The sequence below is a fragment of the Stenotrophomonas sp. YJH_SMC_138 genome, assembly GCF_059369855.1.
The window spans coordinates 300,219-320,223 of sequence record NZ_JCAFTB010000001.1; the positions used below are offsets into that span (position 1 = coordinate 300,219).

A 20,005-nucleotide genomic window follows, 5' to 3' on the forward strand; every position below is an offset into this window, starting at 1 on the left:
CGCTGGCCAGGTTTGCCGTATGTGACCGCATCGGTGAAAATCGGGGCATCCCCCGATTTCCTGCGAGTGCCGATGCACCATGACACCGACCTGATCAACATCGTTGCCGTTGGCCTGGGGCTCGCCTTCATCTTCGGCGCGCTGGCCAACAAGCTCCGCTTGTCTCCCCTGGTCGGTTACCTGGTTGCTGGCATCTGCGTAGGCCCGTTCACTCCCGGCTTCGTCGCCGACCAGGCGCTGGCCAACCAGCTGGCCGAACTGGGCGTCATGCTGCTGATGTTCGGCGTCGGCCTGCACTTCTCGCTGAAGGACCTGATGGCGGTCAAGGCGATCGCCATTCCCGGCGCCATCGGCCAGATCGCGGTGGCCACCCTGCTCGGCTGGGGCGTGGCCTCGCTGATGGGCTGGCCGGCCATCCATGGCGTCATCTTCGGTTTCTCGCTGGCCACCGCCAGTACCGTGGTGCTGCTGCGGGCGATGGAGGAACGCCGCCTGCTGGAAACGATGCGCGGCAAGATCGCGGTCGGCTGGCTGATCGTGGAAGACCTGGCCTGTGTGCTGGCGCTGGTGATGATGCCGGTGATGGCCGGTGTGTTCGGTCCTGACGCGGCCAAGGAATCGCACTCGCTCGGCAGCGTGCTGGCCGACATCGGCTGGACCTTCGTGCAGCTGGGCCTGTTCGTGGCGGTGATGCTGGTGGTCGGTCGGCGGGTCATCCCGTGGATCCTCGAGCGCATCGCCGGTACCGGTTCGCGTGAGCTGTTCACCCTGTCGGTGCTGGCGATCGCGCTGGGCGTGGCGTTCGGCTCGGCGATGCTGTTCGGCGTCTCGTTCGCGCTGGGCGCGTTCTTCGCCGGCATGCTGCTCAACGAATCGGAGCTGAGCCACAAGGCCGCGCATGATTCGTTGCCGCTGCGCGATGCGTTCGCAGTGCTGTTCTTTGTGTCGGTCGGCATGCTGTTCGACCCCAACATCCTCGTCCAGCATCCGTGGCAGGTGCTGGCCACCGTCGCCATCATCATGTTCGGCAAGTCGGCGGCGGCATTCTTCATCGTGCGTGCGTTCGGCCACCCGACCAGCACCGCGCTGACCATCTCGGCCAGCCTGGCGCAGATCGGCGAGTTCGCCTTCATCATCGCCGGCCTCGGCGTGGCGCTGCAGATCCTGCCGAAGGAAGGCCAGTCGCTGGTGCTGGCCGGCGCGCTGGTGTCGATCATGCTCAACCCGCTGGTGTTCGGCCTGCTGGACCGTTGGCAGGCCAAGCAGGAGCAGTCTCCGCAGGTACCCGAGCCGCCCGAAGCGATCGGCCCGTCGCGCGACCTGCATGACCACGCCATCGTGATCGGTTACGGCCGCGTCGGCAGCGAACTGGCGCAGGTGCTGCGCGACCGTGGCGTGCCGGTGCTGGTGATCGATGACAACAAGGAACACGTCGAGCAGGCACATGCCAAGGGCCTGGCGGCGATCCGCGGCAGTGCCGCCGCCGACCGGGTGCTGGCCGAGGCCCATCCGGAGCGCGCCAAGATCGCGGTGCTGGCGATTCCGCAGCCGCTGGAAGCCGGTGAGGCGCTGGCCAAGCTGCGGGCGATCAATCCGGACCTGACCCTGCTGGCGCGCGCGCACAGCGATGCCGAGGTGAAGCATCTGCTGGAGCACGGCGCCGATGGCACGGTGATGGCCGAGCGCGAGCTGGCGTATTCGCTGGCGGAGATGATCATGTCCACGCCGCCGTACCGGAATCTGGGGCAGCACAGCATTCCGGTGGTGTGAGGGGTATGCGTGCGGCAGGGCTTGCAGCCCTGCACCTGCCGAAACAACGGCAACGGCAAAAGCGGGCATAGCGTGGGATGGCGGGGTGGGTCCGATTGCGGGAGACGCCGTAAACCCTTCCATGGGGGCTTGGCCGCGGCATCCATGCCGCGGACACTCCCGCAACCGGACCCACCCCGCCTTCGACAGTTCCCTGCTGCTGTTGGTGGATGTCGACCTTGGTCGACACGGCGGCGCGCGGGGTCAGATCCGTTTTCCACAGGAAAACGGATCTGACCCCGGAAACAAAAAATCCCCGGTCGACCCGCATCGACCGGGGATCTGGATCGCCACGTTGCCATGCCTTGGAGAGGTAGTTCCACCGTAACCCATCGCGGTGCCGGCGGTGATCGCCTGTGGCGATGACGACCAAGCGCGCAGCTATCAGGCGCCGGCCAGGGCCTGTTCCAGGTCCGCGCGCAGGTCGCCGATGTGCTCGATGCCGATCGACAGCCGCACGGTGTCCTCGCTGACACCGGCCTTGGCAAGCTCCGCTGCATCCAGCTGGCGATGCGTGGTCGAAGCCGGATGGGTGGCCAGTGACTTCGCATCCCCCAGGTTGACCAGGCGGGTGAACAGCTTCAGCGCATCGAGGAAGCGGGCGCCGGCCTCGCGCCCACCGGGCAGACCGAAGGTCAGTACGCCCGAGCCGTGTCCACCCAGATAGCGCTGCGCGGCGGCATGCTCGGGGTCGTCGGCCAGTCCGGCGTAGCGCACCCAGGCGACCTTGGCATGCGCCTTCAGGAACTGCGCAACGGCCAGCGCATTGGCATTGATGCGTTCCATGCGCAGGGCCAGGGTCTCGATGCCCTGCAGGATCAGGAACGCGTTGAACGGCGACAACGCAGCGCCGGTATTGCGCAGCGGCACCACCCGCGCGCGGCCGATGTAGGCCGCTGGCCCCAGGGCTTCGGTATAGACCACGCCGTGGTAACTGGGGTCGGGCTGGTTGAGCCGTGCGAAGCGTTGGGGCTGTGCGGTCCAGTCGAAGTGGCCGGAATCGATGATCGCGCCGCCCAGGCTGTTGCCGTGTCCCCCGAGGTATTTGGTCAGCGAATGCACCACGATGTCGGCGCCGTGCTCGAACGGGCGCAGCAGGAAGGGCGTGGCCACGGTGTTGTCGACGATCAGCGGCACCCCGGCGGCATGCGCGACCTCGGCGATGGCGGCGATGTCGGTGACATTGCCGCGCGGGTTGCCGATGGATTCGACGAACACCGCCTTGGTGCGTTCGTCGATCAGCGCGGCGAACGCGGCCGGGTCGGCCGGGTCGGCGAAGCGCGCCTGGATGCCGTACTGCGGCAGCGTGTGCGCCAGCAGGTTGAGGCTGCCACCGTAGAGCGCACTGGAGGCGACGATGTTGTCGCCGGCCTCGGCGATGGTCTGGATGGCATAGGTGATCGCGGCCTGCCCCGAGGCCAGCGCCAGCGCGCCGATGCCGCCTTCCAGCGCGGCCAGGCGCTGCTCCAGCACGTCGGTGGTGGGGTTCATGATGCGCGTGTAGATGTTGCCCGGAACCTTCAGGTCGAACAGGTCGGCGCCGTGCTGGGTGTCATCGAAGGCATACGCCACGGTCTGGTAGATCGGCACCGCCACCGCGCGGGTGGTCGGGTCGGGACGGTAACCGCCGTGCACGGCCAGGGTTTCCAGTTGCCACTGCGGGTCGCTCATTGCACCAGGCTCCATCCGGGAAACCGCCACCATAGGCCAGCCGGGGCCGCCCGCTGAAAGCCGCTGGCGATGACGTCCGTACCCGCGGTTATCAGGTTGGCCGCGATTCAGGCAGTCGTCATGGGGCGTTGCTAGGCTGCGCCGCCGGGCGCTCCTGCCTGGGAACGGAGGCCCCACGCATGCAGCCATCCCCCTGGACTCCCCCTGCCAGCAGTTCGCCCACGTCGGTCCTGCTGGTGGAGGACGACCGTCGCCTGGCCGAACTGGTCAGCGACTATCTCCACGAACATGGCTTCGCCGTGCAGCACGTGGCACGCGGCGACCTCGCCAGCGCCGCCTGCCGCCAGCATGCACCGGAACTGGTGGTGCTGGACCTGATGCTGCCCGGCCTGGGGGGCATCGATGTGTGCCGGCAGATCCGCAGCTTCTCCGATGTGCCGATCCTGATGTTGACCGCCTGTGAGGACGACATCGAGCAGGTGCTGGGCCTGGAATCGGGTGCCGATGACTATGTGCACAAGCCGATCGAGCCACGCCTGCTGCTGGCCCGCCTGCGCGCCCTGCTGCGCCGCCGCCACGGCAGCAGCAATACCGGCACGCCCAGCCGGCTGATGCATGGTGAGCTGCTGATCGATCGCATGCAGCGCGAGGTGCACCTGCACGGCCAGCCGGTCGAGCTGGGCACCACGGAATTCGAGATCCTGTGGCTGCTGGCCAGCCAGCCGGGGCAGATCCTGTCGCGCGACCAGATCCTGCAGGCGGTGCGCGGCATCGGCTTCGACGGTCTGGACCGCAGCGTCGACGTCTGCATCGGCAAGCTGCGCCGCAAGCTCGGCGACGATGCGCGCGAACCGCGGCGGATCAAGACCGTGTGGGGGCGCGGCTACCAGTTCAATCCTGCGGCCTGGTCGGAATGAAGCGGCTGTTCCTGTGGCTGTGGTTCATCACCGGCGCCTGCTTCCTGGTGTCGGTGTTCTTTCTCAACCACATCCTGGATGGCATCTACACGCCCGTGCAGGATCGCGTGTTCGTGCAGCAGGTGCGCGGGCAGGTGTACGCCCTGCGCAGTGGCCTGGCCGGCCTGGACGCCGTCCAGCAGCGTGAGCGGCTGCAACAGTGGCAGCCACACTACGGCATCGCCCTGACCCTGCTCGACAAACCTCCCGCGCTCGACGCGCAGGAACAGGAGGCCGTGAAGGCCGATGGCTTCATCGTGCGCGATCAGTACCAGCAGGTGCTGCTGCCCATCGACGGCATCGGCGGCCGCTGGCTGCACCTGCGCCTGCCCGGCGCGGTGCAGATGACGACGTACATGACCATCGCCGCCTACCTCAGCATCCTGCTGCTGGTGGGCGCCAGCCTGTATGCCTGGGTGCGCCTGCTCTGGCGCGACCTGGAAGCACTGCGCCGGCACGCCGACCGCATCGGTTCCGGCGACCTGCAGGCACGCGCGCAGGTTTCGCCCCGCTCGCAGATCCGGGTCATCGTCGAACACTCCAACCGCATGGCGGCACGCGTGGCCGAACTGGTGCAGCGCCAGCGCGACCTGACCCATGCCATTTCGCACGAACTGCGCACGCCCATCGCGCGGGTGGCCTTCGGCCTGGACCTGATGCTGGACAGCGATGACCGCGAACGCCGCGAACGGCTGGCGCAGGGCCTGCACGGCGACCTGGCCGAGCTCAACCGGCTGGTCAGCGAACTGCTGGCCTACGAACGGCTGGAGCATCCCAGCGAGGGCGAACCGATGCAGCGCATCGAAGCCAACGACTGGCTGCAGGCCTGCCTGGCCGATGCCCGCCGCGATGCCGAACGTGCCGGCATTGTCCTGCGCGTGCAGCCCAGCGCGTTGCCGCGAGTGGATGCCGAGCCACGCCTGTTGCAGCTGGCGCTGAGCAACCTGGTCGGCAATGCGCTGCGCCACGCGCGTTCGCAGGTGGAGGTCTCGCTGGTCGGTATCAGCGGCCGCGCCTGCCTGCGCGTGGACGATGACGGCCCGGGCATCGCCGAAGCCGATCGGGAGAAGGTGATGCGCCCGTTCACCCGCCTGGACGACAGCCGCAGCCGCGATACCGGCGGCTTCGGCCTGGGCCTGGCCATTGTCGGCCGCATTGCAGCCCGCCACGGCGGCGAGCTGCGCATCAGTCGCGCCACGCTGGGCGGCGCGCGCCTGGAAATGCACTGGCCGCTGGCTGCCAGCTGAACTCCCAACGGCGCGATTACAGTTGATTACAACTCCCGCACAACTGCGGACGGATCGGTCGCCGGCATATCGCCACGCTGGCAACCCTGCAGCACTCGCCGGATGCGCGCGCTGCTTTCCTCCCATTGCCGAGAGTTTCCATGTCCCAGCTTCGCCGTTCCCCCGCCCTGCTCTGCCTGGCCGTGTTGCCGCTGTTCGCCGCCCCGATCGCCCACGCCAAGGATGACCACTGGACCTTCGAGCTCGCCGCCGGTGGCGGCGTGGCACCGCGTTACAGCGGCAGCGAGGAGTATCGTGCGACGCCGTCGCTGTCATTTGATGTCACCTCGCCGGGGGGATGGTTTCTGGGCACCAGTGGCATCGGCTGGGGCACCTCCCTCGGCGAGCACACGCGCGTGCGTGCCTATGTCGGCGCCAGCGGCATCCGCAAGGACAAGGACTCGCTGCTGGGCGGTTCGGACTTCCTGCGCGGCATGGGTGATATCGATACCCGTCCCCTGGTCGGCGTCTCGGCTGGTTATACGCTGGGCGAAGCCGTGCTGAGCGGCTCCTGGCAGTTCACCCGCAAGGACGAGGACAAGGCCGAGAACGGCCTGGCCACCCAGCAGATCCATCTGAACCTGAGCATGCCGCTGTTCGACTTGGCCGGTGGCGTGGTCAGCGGCAGTGTTTCCACCGACTACGGCAACCGCGGCTACATGCAGACCTGGTACGGCGTCAGCCCGGAACAGGCCAAACGCACGGGCTTCGCCGAGCACAGGCCGAAGGCCGGCCTGGTCAGTGCCGGTGTCGGCCTGAAGTGGAGCCACCGCGTGGGCCGCAACGGCAACTGGTACATCTCGGCCGAAGGCACGCGCCTGCTCGGCGATGCGGCCAACAGCCCGATCGTGCAGAAGGCAGACCAGTTCGGGCTGATGAGCGGTTACACCCACCGCTTCTGATGCATGAAGGGCGCCGCTGGGCGCCCTTTCCCTCTGCGGTCAGCGGCAGGCCGGTGCGTCGCCGTTGCCGCACAACCCGACCTCGCGCAGCCAGCCGATCCACTGCACGACGTCCTCCTTCTCCGGCTCGGAGCGGAACGACTTCTGCACGGTGTGGAAGCCCTGCCTGCCCTGCACGCCCTTGATCCAGGTGAACTCCGGCTTGCCTGTCCCCGGATTCCGCGGGCAGCTGAGCATCAGCAGGGCGAAGGGCCGTCCCCCTTCTTCACCTTCGCGGATCCAGTGGCTCTGCGCCGCCGGACAGGCGATGCGCCACCCCGCCTCGATGATGCCGAGGAACTCACGCGGACTCACATGGCCACTGTTCGGCGCATCGTTGACGGTGACCATGTCGGTCCAGTCGTGCACGGTCTGGCCCTGTGGCACGTACTCGGTGATGCGGTTGCCTTGCGCGTCGGTGCTCTGGTGGGCCTGCTGGTAGCCCTTCATCGGCGGCAGCTGGACCTGTTCGGCGGCCGCGGCGTGTCCACAAACAGCAGCCAACGCCAGCGTCATGCAGAGTGAAGCCCTGCGGGCAACGTCCATGCGGTTCTCCTCATCCTTGCGAAAGTGAAACAGGACCATCGTGCGCTGCCAAGGCTCTGATGGCGCCCCAGCCATGGCTGGGGCGCCACCGGTTCAAGCCTTGGCGAACACCAGGCGACCACCGTCGTTGCCGACTTCGATGGTATCGCCGTTGACGAAGGCGCCGGACAGGATCTGCTGCGCCAGCGGGTTTTCCAGCTGCGACTGGATCGCACGCTTCAACGGGCGCGCGCCGTACACCGGATCGAAGCCGACGTTGCCGAGCAGGTCGAACGCCGCATCGGAGACCGCCAGCTTCAACCCGCGCTCGGCCAGCCGCTTCTCAAGCCCGCGCATCTGGATGCGCGCGATCTGCTTGATCTGCTGCTTGTCCAGCGGGTGGAACACCACGATGTCGTCCAGGCGGTTGATGAACTCCGGACGGAAGTGCGCCTGCACCACGCCCATCACCGCTGCCTTCATCTGCGTGTAGGCCTCCGGGCTGTCGTCGGCGCTCATGTCCTGGATCTGGTGCGAGCCCAGGTTCGAGGTCATCACGATGACGGTATTGCGGAAGTCCACGGTGCGGCCCTGGCCATCGGTCAGGCGGCCATCGTCCAGCACCTGCAGCAGGATGTTGAACACATCCGGATGCGCCTTCTCCACTTCGTCCAGCAGGATCAGCGAGTACGGGCGACGGCGCACCGCCTCGGTCAGGTAGCCGCCTTCCTCGTAGCCCACGTAACCCGGGGGGGCGCCGATCAGGCGGGCGACGCTGTGCTTCTCCATGAATTCGCTCATGTCGATGCGGATCATCGCGTCGGCGCTGTCGAACAGGAATTCGGCCAGCGACTTGCACAGCTCGGTCTTGCCGACGCCGGTCGGGCCGAGGAACAGGAACGAGCCGGCCGGACGGTTCGGATCGGACAGGCCTGCACGCGAACGGCGCACGGCATCGGAGACGACCTTGATCGCTTCCTCCTGGCCGACCACACGGTTGTGCAGCACTTCTTCCATGCGCAGCAGCTTGTCGCGCTCGCCTTCGAGCATCTTGTTGACCGGAATGCCGGTCCAGCGCGACACGACCTCGGCGATCTCCTCGTCGGTGACCCGGTCCTGCACCAGCTTGAAGTCCTTGTGCTCGGCTTCCTGGGCCGCGGCCAGCTGCTTTTCCAGCTGCGGCAACAGGCCGTACTGGATCTCGCTCATCTTGGCGAAATCCTGGCGGCGCTGCGCGGCTTCGAGTTCCAGCTTGGCCTGCTCGACCTGCTCCTTGATCTTGGTGGCGCCCTGCAGCGCAGCCTTCTCCGACTTCCAGATTTCATTGAGGTCGGAGAACTCGCGCTCCAGCCCGTCGATGTCGTTCTCCAGGTCGGCCAGCCGCTGCCGCGAGGCTTCGTCCTTTTCCTTCTTCAGCATCTCGCGCTGGATCTTCAGCTGGATCACCCGGCGTTCCAGGCGATCCAGCTCCTCCGGCTTGGAGTCGATCTCCATGCGCAGGCGCGAGGCAGCCTCGTCCATCAGGTCGATGGCCTTGTCCGGCAGCTGGCGATCGGTGATGTAGCGGTTGGACAGCGTGGCGGCGGCCACGATGGCCGGGTCGGTGATCTCCACCCCGTGGTGCACGGCGTACTTTTCCTTCAGCCCGCGCAGGATCGCGATGGTGTCCTCCACCGACGGCTCACCGACGAAGACTTTCTGGAAGCGGCGCTCCAGCGCAGCGTCCTTCTCGATGTACTTGCGGTATTCGTCCAGCGTGGTCGCACCGATGCAATGCAGCTCGCCGCGTGCCAGCGCCGGCTTCAGCATGTTGCCGGCATCCATCGCGCCGTCGGCCTTGCCCGCGCCGACCATGGTGTGCAGTTCATCGATGAACAGGATGATCTGGCCTTCGTTCTTGGCCAGGTCGTTGAGTACACCCTTCAGTCGCTCCTCGAATTCGCCGCGGAACTTGGCCCCGGCGATCAGCGCGCCCATGTCCAGCGACAGCACGCGCTTGCCGCGCAGGCCCTCGGGTACTTCGTCGTTGATGATGCGCTGGGCCAGCCCTTCCACGATCGCGGTCTTGCCCACGCCGGGTTCGCCGATCAGCACCGGGTTGTTCTTGGTCCGGCGCTGCAGCACCTGGATGGTGCGGCGGATTTCCTCGTCACGGCCGATCACCGGGTCGAGCTTGCCGCTCTCGGCCCGCGCGGTCAGGTCGATGGTGTACTTCTCCAGCGCCTGCCGCTGCTCCTCGGCATTCTCCGACTGCACGTTCTCGCCGCCACGCAGCTTGTCGATCGCCGCCTGCAGGCGCGTCTTGTCGGCACCAGCGGCGCGCAGCGCCATGCCCAGCGTGCCGCCATCGTCCAGCGCCGCCAGCACGAACCACTCGCTCGCAATGAAGGCGTCCCCGTGCTGCTGCGCCAGCTTGTCGGTCTGGTTCAGCAGGCGCCCCAGATCGTTGCCCATCGAGACGTTGCCGGCCTGGCCGGATACCTTGGGCAGTGCGTCCAGCGCCTCGGTCAGGCGCTCGCGCAGCACCGGCACGTTCACCCCGGCCTGGGCCAGCAGCGGGCGCGTGCTGCCACCCTGCTGGTCCAGCAGCGCGCTGAACAGGTGAACCGGTTCGATGATGCTGTTGTCGCGGCCCACGGCCAACGACTGTGCGTCTGCCAGCGCCTGCTGGAAACGCGAGGTGAGCTTGTCCATCCGCATTGCGAATCCTCATCGGTCTTCAGGGCCGGCCTGGGCCGGCAATGCTGGAAAGATGCGGTTGCCCCACCCGGTTTCAAGGGTGGCTGCGACTGCACCCCGGGGCCAGTCAGCCTGCGGCCAGCATGCCGGAGCGCGTGTGGTCGGCGCGTTGATCCCGATCAGTTCCGCACGGTGGACGGACTCAGCGGGTGATCGCGCTGCGGATCGCCCGCAGCTGCTGCTTGATCGCCCGCGCCTGTGCAGGATCCATGCGTAGCAGGGCCTTCTGCCCGATCGAGCGTGACTGCAGGGTGGGATCGACGAAGCGATAGCGGCCGCGCTCATCGCGCTGCACCAGCGGCGACTGGGCCAGTTCCGGGGTGTCCAGCAGGTGGTCGATCACCATGACCAGGCGGTCGTTGAAATAGCCCTCGGGCCGGCCAAGGTCGGCATAGGCCTGCTGGATCAGCGGATAGAAGCGCTTGTAAGCGGTAGCCGTTGCCGCCGGGTCCAGCGCAGTGAACGCCTGTACGTAAGGCGCATAGCGTGCCGCATTGCTGGCGGCGATGCGTTCGCCGCCTTCGCCCGTATCGACCTGCAGGTTGCCCGGCAGCGGCCGCGCGGCCAGCGTGGTCGGCGGCACGCTGGGCTTGTCCAGGTTGTCGACCTGGGTGACCAGGCGCTGGATCAGGTGATCACGCAGCAGCAGGGTCAGCGGCCCCTCGCCCTGGAACAGCTGGCTCAGTGCGCCCCAGGCCGCGGCGTCGCTGTCAGCCAGTTTCGGCAGCGCCGGGTCGGCGGCGGCCTCGGTATCCAGCGGATGCCTGATCGATGGTGGTGCTGGCGCGGGCTCTGCGGCCGCCTGCGGTTGTGCCGGTGCACTGGTACTGGCAGGGTTTGATTGCACCGGCACCGGGACACCGTCGGCCAGGCTCTTCAGCTGATCGCGGAACAACCAGCCGCCCGCGCCACCGATCACCACCACACCCAACACCCAGGGCCAGACCGCCTTTCCACTCTGCATGATGCAGCACCTCGTTTCACACGCAATGGAGAAGGTGTGACCCCATCGATTGCAGCCGGTTCCCCGCCTGTTCCGCTGCCGTTCGGGTTCAGGCACGCGTCGTCCACGCTCACGTCTGCTTTGCGCCACCCGCGCGAGGCTAGGAGTCCTGTCCCGTGGAGACTCTGCCATGCAGTACGCGCTGTACTACTGGACCGGCATCCAGGGCCGTGGCGAGTTCGTGCGCCTGGCGCTGGAAGATGCCGGCGCCGACTACATCGACATGGCGCGGGTGCACGGCGATGCGGTGATGCAGCCGTTTCTGGAGGGTCGCAACGAAGGGGCACAGCCCTTTGCGCCGCCGTTCCTGAAGGCCGGCCGCCAGGTCATCGCGCAGGTCGCGGCGATCCTGGATTTCCTCGGCCCGACGCTGGACCTGGTGCCGCAGGCCGCATCGCGGCGCATGCAGGCGCTGCAACTGCAGTTGACCATCGCCGACCTGGTAGCCGAGGTGCACGACACCCACCATCCGATCGCCGCATCGAAGTACTACGAACAGCAGAAGACCGAGGCCAGGGCACGAGCCGCGTCACTGCGCAGCGAGCGCCTGCCCAAGTTCCTCGGCTATTTCGAGCAGGTGATGGCCGCCAACGGTGGCCGCCATGCACTGCGCGAGCACTCCTATGTGGATCTGTCACTGTTCCAGCTGCTGAGCGGGCTGGACTACATGTTTCCGCGCCGCATGCAGGCGCTCGGCCCCACCCTGCCCCGGCTGCGCGCGCTGCAGGAACGAGTGGCGAAACGAACCAACATCGCCGCCTATCTGGCGTCTGAGCGGCGGTTGCCGTTCAACACCAACGGCATCTTCCGCCATTACCCGGAACTGGACGCCGAACGGTAGTGCCGGCCGCTGGCCGGCAGAGCGCGCTGTGATCATTCGCCGCCTGCAACACGCCCCTGTAGAGCCGAGCCATGCTCGGCTCAGAGCAGCCGAGCGCAGGCTCGGCTCTACAGAGCACCAGAAGTGGAAGGAGCGGTAAGGCCGGGCCATGCCCGGCGTCACCGGTCAATGATCGGTGCGATCATCCAGCGGTTTCACCGGCTGCTTCTGCAGCGACAGCAGGCCCAGCAGAAGCGCCAATGCCACGTAGGCGCCGGCAAACTGCAAACTGATGATGCGCGCCAATCCTTCCAGGTCCCACGGCAGGTAGATGCCACCGCGCGGATCCACCGAGTGGATCAGGCCGAACAGGGTCAGCCCCGCCGCCACCAGCAGGAAGCCGCAGGCACGGCGCAGGCGGCCATCGACCATCGCGGCTACTGCCGAGATCCACAGCATCGAGGTGATGATGAAGCCGTTGCCGAGGGTGAAAATCACCGCCAGCTCGGGCAGGCCATGGCCGTCGAGCTTGGTCAGCAGCTGCGGCAGCTGGTCCGGCGCGATCCAGCCGGGCGCCTTGATCGCCAGCAGGTAGGCCACCGACGGCAGGAAACCGAACACCATCGCGCCGGTATGGTGGCGCGGCGTGGCCTGGAAGGCCTGGGTGGTGATGTCGATGGCCACGTACACGATGATCGGTGCCAGCACCGCCAGCGGCAGCCACTGCACCAGCCCGGAGATGATGCCGAGCATGCCGCCGATGCCGACGAACAGGCCGGTCAGCAGCGTGTAGCCGCTGCGCGCGCCCATGTGCTTGTAGGCCGGCTGGCCGATGTACGGCGTGGTCTGCGCGACGCCGCCACAGACGCCTGCCACCAGCGTAGCCACCGCCTCCACCAGCAGGATGTCGCGGGTGCGGTAGTCATCGCCAGCCGCGCGTGCGCTCTCAGACACATTGATGCCGCCCACCACCATCAGCAGGCCGAACGGCAGCAGCAGCGGCAGGTAGGTCATCGCCGTGGGCAGGCCCTCAAGGAAGCCCAGCGTCGGCAGCGGCAGCACCACCTGCGGCGGCACCCATTCCGGCACATGGAAGCCGGGCGCGCCCAGCCCGGCCAGTCCAAGCCCGTAATACAGCACGGTGCCGAACACGAAGGCCAGCAGCACGCCCGGGCCACGCACCGGCAGCTTGCCCTTGGCGATCAGCACATACAGCAGCAGGCCCAGCGTGGTGAAGCCGACCAGCGGCGAGCGCAGCGTTTCCAGTAGCGGCAGCAGGCCCATCAGCACCAGCGCGATGCCGGCGATGGAACCCAGCAGCGCAGCTCGCGGCAGCGCGCGGGTGACTGCTTCACCGAAGAACGACAGCACGAACTTGAGCACGCCCATGATGACCAGCGCGGCCATGCCCAGCTGCCAGGTGGCGATGCCCGCAGCATGCGGATCCATGCCCTGCTGCTTGAAGGCGAGGAAGGCCGGGCCGAGCACCAGCAGGGCCATGCCGATGCTGGTGGGGGCATCCAGGCCGAGCGGCATGGCGGTGACATCGTCGCGGCCGGTACGCGCCGCCAGCCGGCGCGCCATCAGGGTGTACAGCAGGTTGCCGACCAGCACGCCAAAGGCGGTGCCGGGGAACATTCGGCCGAACACCACGTCGGCGGGGAACTGGAAGATCCCGACCAGGGCCATGGCGATGAAGCCGAGGATGGAGAGGTTGTCGACGACCAGGCCGAAGAAGCCGTTGAAGTCGCCGGCGACGAACCAGCGACGCGGTACGGCGGAAGCGGGAGCGGACATGGAAGGGGCGGTGGGGGTGGGGAGCGCCGATGGTAGGCCCAGCGGGGCCGGCGCGCCAATTCCGTCGTGGAATGATGGGTTCCAGCCAACGGCGGGGCCCCTCGTGGCTGGGGGGGGTCGTCAAAGCAGCTTTATCGGAGTGGGCCGGTCGGGATGGGCTGCGCAGGACACGCCGTAAACCCATCCCTGGGGGCTCGATGGCGCCATCCATGGCGCCAACGGTCCTGCGCAGCCCATCCCGACCGGCCCCTGATAATTCCTTGCGCGTGCCAGCCACGGAAAGGAATCAAAGGATCAAAAGCAAAAGCGGGTCGCTTCGCTCTGAGCCGAGCATGGCTCGGCTCTACACGAACAATTCGATCATTTCCACGCTATCCACGCAGGGCGTGGATCTACCGACAGATCGCAGGAAACTGTCGAAGGTGGGGTGGGTCCGGTTGCGGGGGTGTCCGCGGCATGGATGCCGCGGCCAAGCCCCCAGGGACGGGTTTACGGCGTCCCCCGCAACCGGACCCACCCCGCCATCCCTCAGGAAGGCCGCTTCTGCTCTGGCTCCGGCTCGTAGCGGGTGCAGGGCGCAGCCCTGCATCAAACCCACCCCGTTACTTCTTCAGGAAGTTGTCCACCAGCAGATGCTTCACGTCGTCGAAGCGGCCGTTCAACACTGCCTTGGCGGCGTACAACGCCGTACCGGCCACCTGCTTGGCCTCGATCTGCGGCGGCATCACCAGCTCCGCGCGGCTGGTATGCACGTCCAGCAGCGCCGGGCCGCGCTGGGACAGGAAATCCAGCACCGCCTCCTCCAGGTCCTCGCTGCGGGTTACCGTGCGGCCGTGGAAGCCGATGACCTCGGCCAGGCGGCCGAAGTCCGGGTTCTTCAGGTCGGTGTAGTTGTCCAGCAGGCCCTCCACCTTCTGCTCCAGCTCGACGAAGTTCAGCGAACCATTGTTGAACACCACCACCTTGATCGGCAGGTTCTCCTGCACTGCCGTGAGCAGGTCACCCAGCAGCATCGCCAGGCCACCATCACCGGACAGCGAGATCACCTGCCGGCCGGGGAAGGCCTTCTGCAGGCCCAGCGCCTGCGGCATCGCGTTGGCCATCGTGCCGTGCAGCAGGCTGGTCAGCGTGCGGCGGCGGCCGTTGACGCGGATATGGCGCAGCACCCACACCATCGGCGAACCGCCGTCGGCGGTGAACAGCGCATCGTCGCTGGCATGCCTCGACAGCAATGCCGTCAGGTGCTGCGGATGGATCAGTTCACCCTCGCCCGGTTGTTCTTCCTGTTCGCGCTTCTTCAGCGCCTTGTCGCGATGCCCGATGCACTCGTCCAGGAAACTGCTGTCCTCGCGCGGCGGCAGCATCGGCAGCAGCGCGTCCAGCGTCGGTGCGATGTCACCGACCACGCCGAGGTTCACCGGGTGGCGGCGGCCGAGGTGGCTGCCATCGCGGTCGACCTGGATGATCGTGGCCTTGTCCGGGTAGAACTGGCCCCAGGCGAAATCGGCGCCGAGCAGCAGCAGCGTGTCGCACTCCATCAGCGTGTGGAAGCCGGATTCGATGCCGAAGATGCCGGTCATGCCCATGTTGTACGGGTTGTCCGGCTCGACGAAATCCTTGGCGCGCGAGGTATGCGCGATGGGCGCCTGCAGGCGCCGGGCCAGCTCCAGCAGCTGCGCGTGCGCGCCTTGGCAACCGGCACCGGCATAGATGCCGATGCGCTTGCCCTGCCCCAGCAGTTCGGTGATGCGCTGCAGCTCGGCATCGGACGGGCGCAGCACCGGCTGGGTGTAGTGCACCGAGAACGGCACATCGTGCTTCACCTCGGCCTGGCTGATGTCGGCCGGCAGGATCACCACCGCCACGCCACGGCGGCTGATCGCGGCCTGGCAGGCCAGGGCCACGACGCGCCGCGCCTGCTCCGGGCTGTGCACCTGCTCGCAGAACACCGAACAACTGGCATACACCGCCTTGAAGTCCACTTCCTGCGGAAATTCCATGCCCAGCTCACTGGTCACCACCTGGCTGGCGATCAGTACCATCGGTGCACGGTTGCGATTGCTCTCGAAGACGCCGTTGATGAAGTGCAGGCCACCGGGACCACAAGAACCCGCACAGGCGGTCAACTCGCCGCTCACCAGCGAATCGGCGCCGGCAGCGAAGGCGGCCACTTCTTCGTGGCGTACATGTACCCAGTCGATTTCACTGCGGTGCAGGGCATCGGTGACGTGATTCAAGGTATCGCCAACGATGCCGTAACAGCGGCGGACGCCCGCCTGCTGCAGGGTATCGACAACGATCTCGGCAACGCGCTTGCTCATCGGATACATCCTCGAGGGGAGAGCATCCGAGGCTAGACCCGAAGAAGTGATGCCTCCGTGGGCAAGGCGCACATCACCTCGATAGGCAAACTACCGGCGGAGATCGAGTCAATCGTTGACGTTGATCCAGCCCTCCACCGCGCCCTGCTTCGGGTTGCGGTAGCGCAGCTTCACCCAGCCATCCTGTTCATCCAGCATCTCCACGCGGTCTCCCTGCACCAGGTAACGCCTGGTGCTGGATGCGCCGGGTCGATCGAACAGGAACAGCCGCGCGGGTACCACGGTGGCCTGCTGGCCACGCAACGGTCCATCCGGCGGTGCACCCAGGCCATCGGCGATGGCACTTTCCAGCACCCGGCCGGCGGCATCATAGGTGCGCCAGACCGCCAGCGGGCCCTGCTCGCCGGTCTGTTCCCACTGCAGCGCGGCGTTCAACGTATCGCCCAGCATCAGCACGCTCTCGGCGCGGTACAGATAGAGCTTCGCGCCTGCAAACCGGTACTGATCGGTGTACCACATCGGGCCGCTGCGGCAGCTGCTGGTCAGCGTGCGGCTCGGACGGTCGACCGTAAGCCCCATGAGGTCACCGCAACTGTCCTTGCCGTGGGTATCGGCCTGCAGCGCGCGGAACCCGGCACTGGCCGGATCGAAGCGGTACACCGTCACCGCTTCGTTGACCATGCCCACCGAGGCGCGCGCGACCAGTTCCGGGTAGCCATCGAAATCGACATCTTCGAGCGACCATCGCGAATTGCCGTCGGCATCGGCCGCGCCCTCAAGCGTCTGGCGCTTGCCTGACGGTGACAGCTGCACCGCGATGCTGCCGTCCTGCTGGGGATCGGCGTGCGCCTGCACGTGCGCGGCCACTTGGAAGCGCAGCGTTTCGCCGCCGTCCCCACCCGCCTGCGCCGTCGGTGCCAGCACGCCTGCCAGTACCAGGCCGAGCATGCATTCCCTGTAGTTCATCATTGCTCCCTGCGGCACCTCGGCGGCACCTTCCACTCAGAACGATACCTCGACCGGCTGCCGCGACCACAGCACCGACTGGTGCTTGGTCTGCTGCTTCCACGCCAGGCGGATCGCCTCGATATCGGCACGGCGCTGCGGGGTGTCTTCGTGCAGCACCACCAGCACCTTGGTGCGCAGACGGTTGGGCGAGGCATCACCGCGGAACAGCCACTGGCCGTAGGCATCGAACACGGTCAGGCCATCCGGAAAGCGCGGGGTCACTTCCTTGTCCAGGAAGGTGCGCCACTGCGCCTCGCTGATGGTGTCGGCCTGCGGGCGGTTGCCGGCGCCCTGCTCTTCGCCTACGCCGAAGTACAGCTCGCTGCGCACCCAGCCGTGGCCGGCGGACGGACGCGCGGCATCGCCCTTCAGTTCGGCGGTGGTGGCCGTGGCATAGGCGCTGGGCGCCTGCGAAGAGAGGCTGGCGCAGCCACTGGTGGCCAGCAGCACGGCGAAGACGAGGCCAAGGTGTTTCATCGGTACAGCTCCGGGGAAGGGGAACAGGGCGAGCCGGCAGCGTACAGCGCCACTGGCCCGGCGTGCTGATGCCAACCGGGCATCAGCTCATGCCGGACCGGCAGGGACTTGCATCGGCACCGGCCATCACGCGAAGATAATATATCGCTTCATCCGGATGGATGTAAGTGAAACTATCTCCCCCTTCCCCGTCGTCGTTGTTGCTGGAGCCCTCCATGTCCGCCCGCCTGCCCGCGTCGCCGCTCGGCCTCGCCATCGCCCTCGCGCTTTCCTCCGCTGCCATCCCGGCCCTGGCCCAGGACGCCACCAACCTGGACACCGTGATCGTCACCGGCACCCGCGCCGCCGATCGCACCGTGCTCGAATCCACCTCGCCGGTGGATGTGCTCACCGCCGAGGACATCCGCAAGGCCGGCGTGGTCAACGGTGAACTGGGCAGCGCGCTGCAGGCGCTGCTGCCGTCGTTCAACTTCCCGCGCCAATCCAACTCCGGTGGCGCCGACCACGTGCGCGCCGCACAGTTGCGTGGCCTGTCCCCCGACCAGGTGCTGGTGCTGGTCAACGGCAAGCGCCGCCACCACACCGCGCTGGTCAACACCGACAGCAAGATCGGCAAGGGCACCACCCCGGTCGATTTCAATGCGATCCCGGTCAGCGCGATCAAGCGCATCGAAGTGCTGCGCGACGGTGCCGGTGCGCTTTACGGCTCGGACGCCGTGGCCGGCGTGATCAACGTGATCCTCGACAACGGCGGCGACGGCGGCGAGATCGAGGCCAGCTACGGTGCCAACCACACCGACCTCAAGCCGATCGGCCGCACCCTCACCGATGGCCAGACCGGCAACATCAGCGCCAAGGTCGGCACTTCGCTGGGCGAAGACGGCGGCTTCCTGCGCGTGGGCCTGGAATACAAGCACCGCAACGGCACCAACCGCGCTGGCTTTGACCAGATTCCGCCGTGGGACCAGACGCCGGACAACCTGGCGCTGCAGGGCAAGCGCAACTATGTGCTGGGCGATGGCAAGAGCAAGGACATCAACCTGTGGCTGAACACCGAGATTCCGGTGGGCCAGACCTCGACGTTCTACGCGTTCGGCACCTTCAACCAGCGCGATACCGAAGGCGCCAACTACTTCCGCTATCCCGATGGCGAGGCCAACTGGAAGCAGGTCTATCCGAACGGCTACCGACCGATCTCCGAAGGCGAGAACCGCGACGTACAGGCCGTGGCCGGCGTGCGCGGCCAGTGGGGCGAGTGGAGCTACGACAGCAGCCTGGATTACGGCCAGAACGACTTCACCTACCGCCTGCGTGATTCGCTCAACGCGTCGCTGGGCCCGACCAGCCCGACCCGCTTCAAGACCGCCGACTACGAGTACGCGCAGACCGTGGGCAACCTCGATCTGAGCCGCGTGTTCACCCAGAGCGACAGCATCAGCCACACGCTGGGCCTGGGCGTGGAAGCGCGCCATGAGCGCTACCAGACCCGCCCCGGCGACCCGGCCAGCTATGCGGCGGGCCCGTACACCGACCGCCCGACCGGCTCGCAGGCCGGTGGCGGCCTGACCCCACAGGACGCCGCCACCCTGTCGCGCGACGTGGCCAGCGCCTATGCCAGCCTGTCCAGCCAGTTCGGCGAGAAGTTCTCCACCGACCTGGCCGCGCGCTACGAGCACAACGACGACTTTGGCGGCGAACTGACCGGCAAGCTCGGCCTGCGCTACGAATTCACCCCGGCGTTCGCACTGCGCGGTGCCATCTCCAACAATTTCCGCGCTCCGTCGCTGGCGCAGATCGGCTACGAATCCACCTCCACCGGCTACAACGTCGGCGGCCAGCTGGTGCAGGGCCGGCTGCTGTCGGTCAACAATCCGATCGCGCGTGGCCTGGGTGCGCAGAACCTGAAGCCGGAGAAGTCGATCAACACCTCGCTGGGCTTCACCAGCCGCATCGGCGAGCATTTCGACCTGTCGCTGGACTTCTTCCAGATCGATATCGACGACCGCATCGCGCTGTCGGAGAGCATCACCGGCGATGCGCTGACCGATTACGTGGCCGCCAGCTACGGCGTCAGTGGCCTGCAGAGCGCCAGCTTCTTCGTCAATGCCGCCGATACCCGCACCCGTGGCGCCGAGCTGGTAAGCAACTGGCGGCAGTCGCTGGGCGATGGCCAGCTGCTGCTGACCGGCACCTACGCCTACACCAAGACCACGCTGAAGAATGTGCTGGCCACGCCGGCGCAGCTGCGCGCGCTGAACCCGGACTACGTACTGTTCGGCATCGAGGAGACCAACACCCTGACCGATGCCACCCCGCGCACGCGTGGCAGCTTCTCGGCCGCCTGGAGCAACGACCACTGGTCGCTGAGCACCCGCGTGAACCGTTACGGCAGCGCCACCCGGGTGTTCAACTTCGGTGATGGCTACATCCCGCGCCAGACCTACCAGGCCGAATGGCAGCTGGATGCCGAAGTCGAGTACCGCATCACCCCGCAATGGAGCGTGGCGATCGGTGGCCAGAACCTGACCGACAACTACCCGGATCGATCCAACAGCGATATCCACTACTTCGGCAACCTGCCGTACGACGTGCTGTCGCCGATCGGCAGCAACGGCGCGTACTACTACGGCCGCGTCCGCTATACGTTCTGAT

At 67.0% G+C, this 20,005-nt stretch carries 14 protein-coding genes; 6 read left to right on the forward strand and 8 right to left on the reverse strand.

Going from position 1 to position 20,005, the window contains the following annotated elements:
* The first annotated feature begins 72 nt into the window (after positions 1-72).
* Positions 73-1,770, forward strand: coding sequence for a YbaL family putative K(+) efflux transporter (gene ybaL / locus AC5P7I_RS01345; RefSeq protein ID WP_041863753.1), 1,698 nt, complete (start codon positions 73-75; stop codon positions 1,768-1,770).
* 423 nt (positions 1,771-2,193) lie between these two features.
* Here ybaL and AC5P7I_RS01350 read toward each other — a convergent pair whose 3' ends face one another.
* Entirely contained in the window at positions 2,194-3,480 is a 1,287-nt protein-coding gene (locus AC5P7I_RS01350) for an O-acetylhomoserine aminocarboxypropyltransferase/cysteine synthase family protein (protein WP_164111335.1), read from the reverse strand.
* 179 nt (positions 3,481-3,659) lie between these two features.
* Here AC5P7I_RS01350 and AC5P7I_RS01355 point away from each other — a divergent pair, with 179 nt between their 5' ends.
* From AC5P7I_RS01355 to AC5P7I_RS01365, 3 genes are all read left to right on the forward strand, one after another.
* Positions 3,660-4,397 carry a winged helix-turn-helix domain-containing protein gene (locus AC5P7I_RS01355; RefSeq protein WP_014648178.1) on the forward strand — a complete coding sequence of 246 codons (738 nt, stop codon included), beginning with the start codon at positions 3,660-3,662 and terminating at the stop codon, positions 4,395-4,397.
* Positions 4,394-5,683 (forward strand): ATP-binding protein, encoded by a 1,290-nt coding sequence (locus AC5P7I_RS01360; protein WP_262088071.1) that lies wholly within the window; start codon positions 4,394-4,396, stop codon positions 5,681-5,683. Before AC5P7I_RS01355 ends, AC5P7I_RS01360 begins: the two co-directional genes overlap by 4 nt.
* Before the next feature lie 140 nt (positions 5,684-5,823).
* Positions 5,824-6,624, forward strand: coding sequence for a MipA/OmpV family protein (locus AC5P7I_RS01365; protein WP_014648180.1), 801 nt, complete (start codon positions 5,824-5,826; stop codon positions 6,622-6,624).
* A 39-nt stretch (positions 6,625-6,663) separates the two neighbouring features.
* Here AC5P7I_RS01365 and AC5P7I_RS01370 read toward each other — a convergent pair whose 3' ends face one another.
* The 3 genes from AC5P7I_RS01370 to AC5P7I_RS01380 all read right to left on the reverse strand — a co-directional run bounded on the left by AC5P7I_RS01370 (position 6,664) and on the right by AC5P7I_RS01380 (position 10,891).
* Positions 6,664-7,209 (reverse strand): hypothetical protein, encoded by a 546-nt coding sequence (locus tag AC5P7I_RS01370; RefSeq protein ID WP_227864321.1) that lies wholly within the window; start codon positions 7,207-7,209, stop codon positions 6,664-6,666.
* Between the two features lie 93 nt (positions 7,210-7,302).
* Complete coding sequence (gene clpB / locus AC5P7I_RS01375; protein ID WP_012481080.1) at positions 7,303-9,888, reverse strand: ATP-dependent chaperone ClpB; 2,586 nt, start codon at positions 9,886-9,888, stop codon at positions 7,303-7,305.
* Positions 9,889-10,069: 181 nt separating this feature from the next.
* The gene (locus AC5P7I_RS01380; RefSeq protein ID WP_262088072.1) at positions 10,070-10,891 is read right to left on the reverse strand and encodes a DUF3014 domain-containing protein; all 822 of its coding nucleotides are present in this window, start codon (positions 10,889-10,891) and stop codon (positions 10,070-10,072) included.
* Positions 10,892-11,060: 169 nt separating this feature from the next.
* Between AC5P7I_RS01380 and AC5P7I_RS01385 the strand changes: the two genes are divergently transcribed.
* Positions 11,061-11,771, forward strand: a complete 711-nt coding sequence (locus tag AC5P7I_RS01385; RefSeq protein ID WP_142235254.1) for a glutathione S-transferase — start codon at positions 11,061-11,063, stop codon at positions 11,769-11,771.
* Positions 11,772-11,936: 165 nt separating this feature from the next.
* Here AC5P7I_RS01385 and AC5P7I_RS01390 read toward each other — a convergent pair whose 3' ends face one another.
* From AC5P7I_RS01390 to AC5P7I_RS01405, 4 genes are all read right to left on the reverse strand, one after another.
* On the reverse strand, positions 11,937-13,547 hold the full coding sequence (locus AC5P7I_RS01390) for a SulP family inorganic anion transporter (protein ID WP_262088073.1): 1,611 nt from the start codon (positions 13,545-13,547) through the stop codon (positions 11,937-11,939).
* A gap of 602 nt (positions 13,548-14,149) precedes the next feature.
* Positions 14,150-15,868, reverse strand: a complete 1,719-nt coding sequence (locus AC5P7I_RS01395; protein ID WP_169410659.1) for a thiamine pyrophosphate-dependent enzyme — start codon at positions 15,866-15,868, stop codon at positions 14,150-14,152.
* A 108-nt stretch (positions 15,869-15,976) separates the two neighbouring features.
* Positions 15,977-16,834 (reverse strand): SH3 domain-containing protein, encoded by an 858-nt coding sequence (locus AC5P7I_RS01400; protein ID WP_262088074.1) that lies wholly within the window; start codon positions 16,832-16,834, stop codon positions 15,977-15,979.
* Positions 16,835-16,870: 36 nt separating this feature from the next.
* Positions 16,871-17,353: a DUF3574 domain-containing protein gene (locus tag AC5P7I_RS01405; RefSeq protein WP_005410781.1), complete on the reverse strand. Its 483-nt coding sequence runs from the start codon at positions 17,351-17,353 to the stop codon at positions 16,871-16,873.
* A 215-nt stretch (positions 17,354-17,568) separates the two neighbouring features.
* Between AC5P7I_RS01405 and AC5P7I_RS01410 the strand changes: the two genes are divergently transcribed.
* Positions 17,569-20,004, forward strand: a complete 2,436-nt coding sequence (locus AC5P7I_RS01410; protein WP_495222137.1) for a TonB-dependent receptor plug domain-containing protein — start codon at positions 17,569-17,571, stop codon at positions 20,002-20,004.
* Position 20,005: the final 1 nt, after the last annotated feature.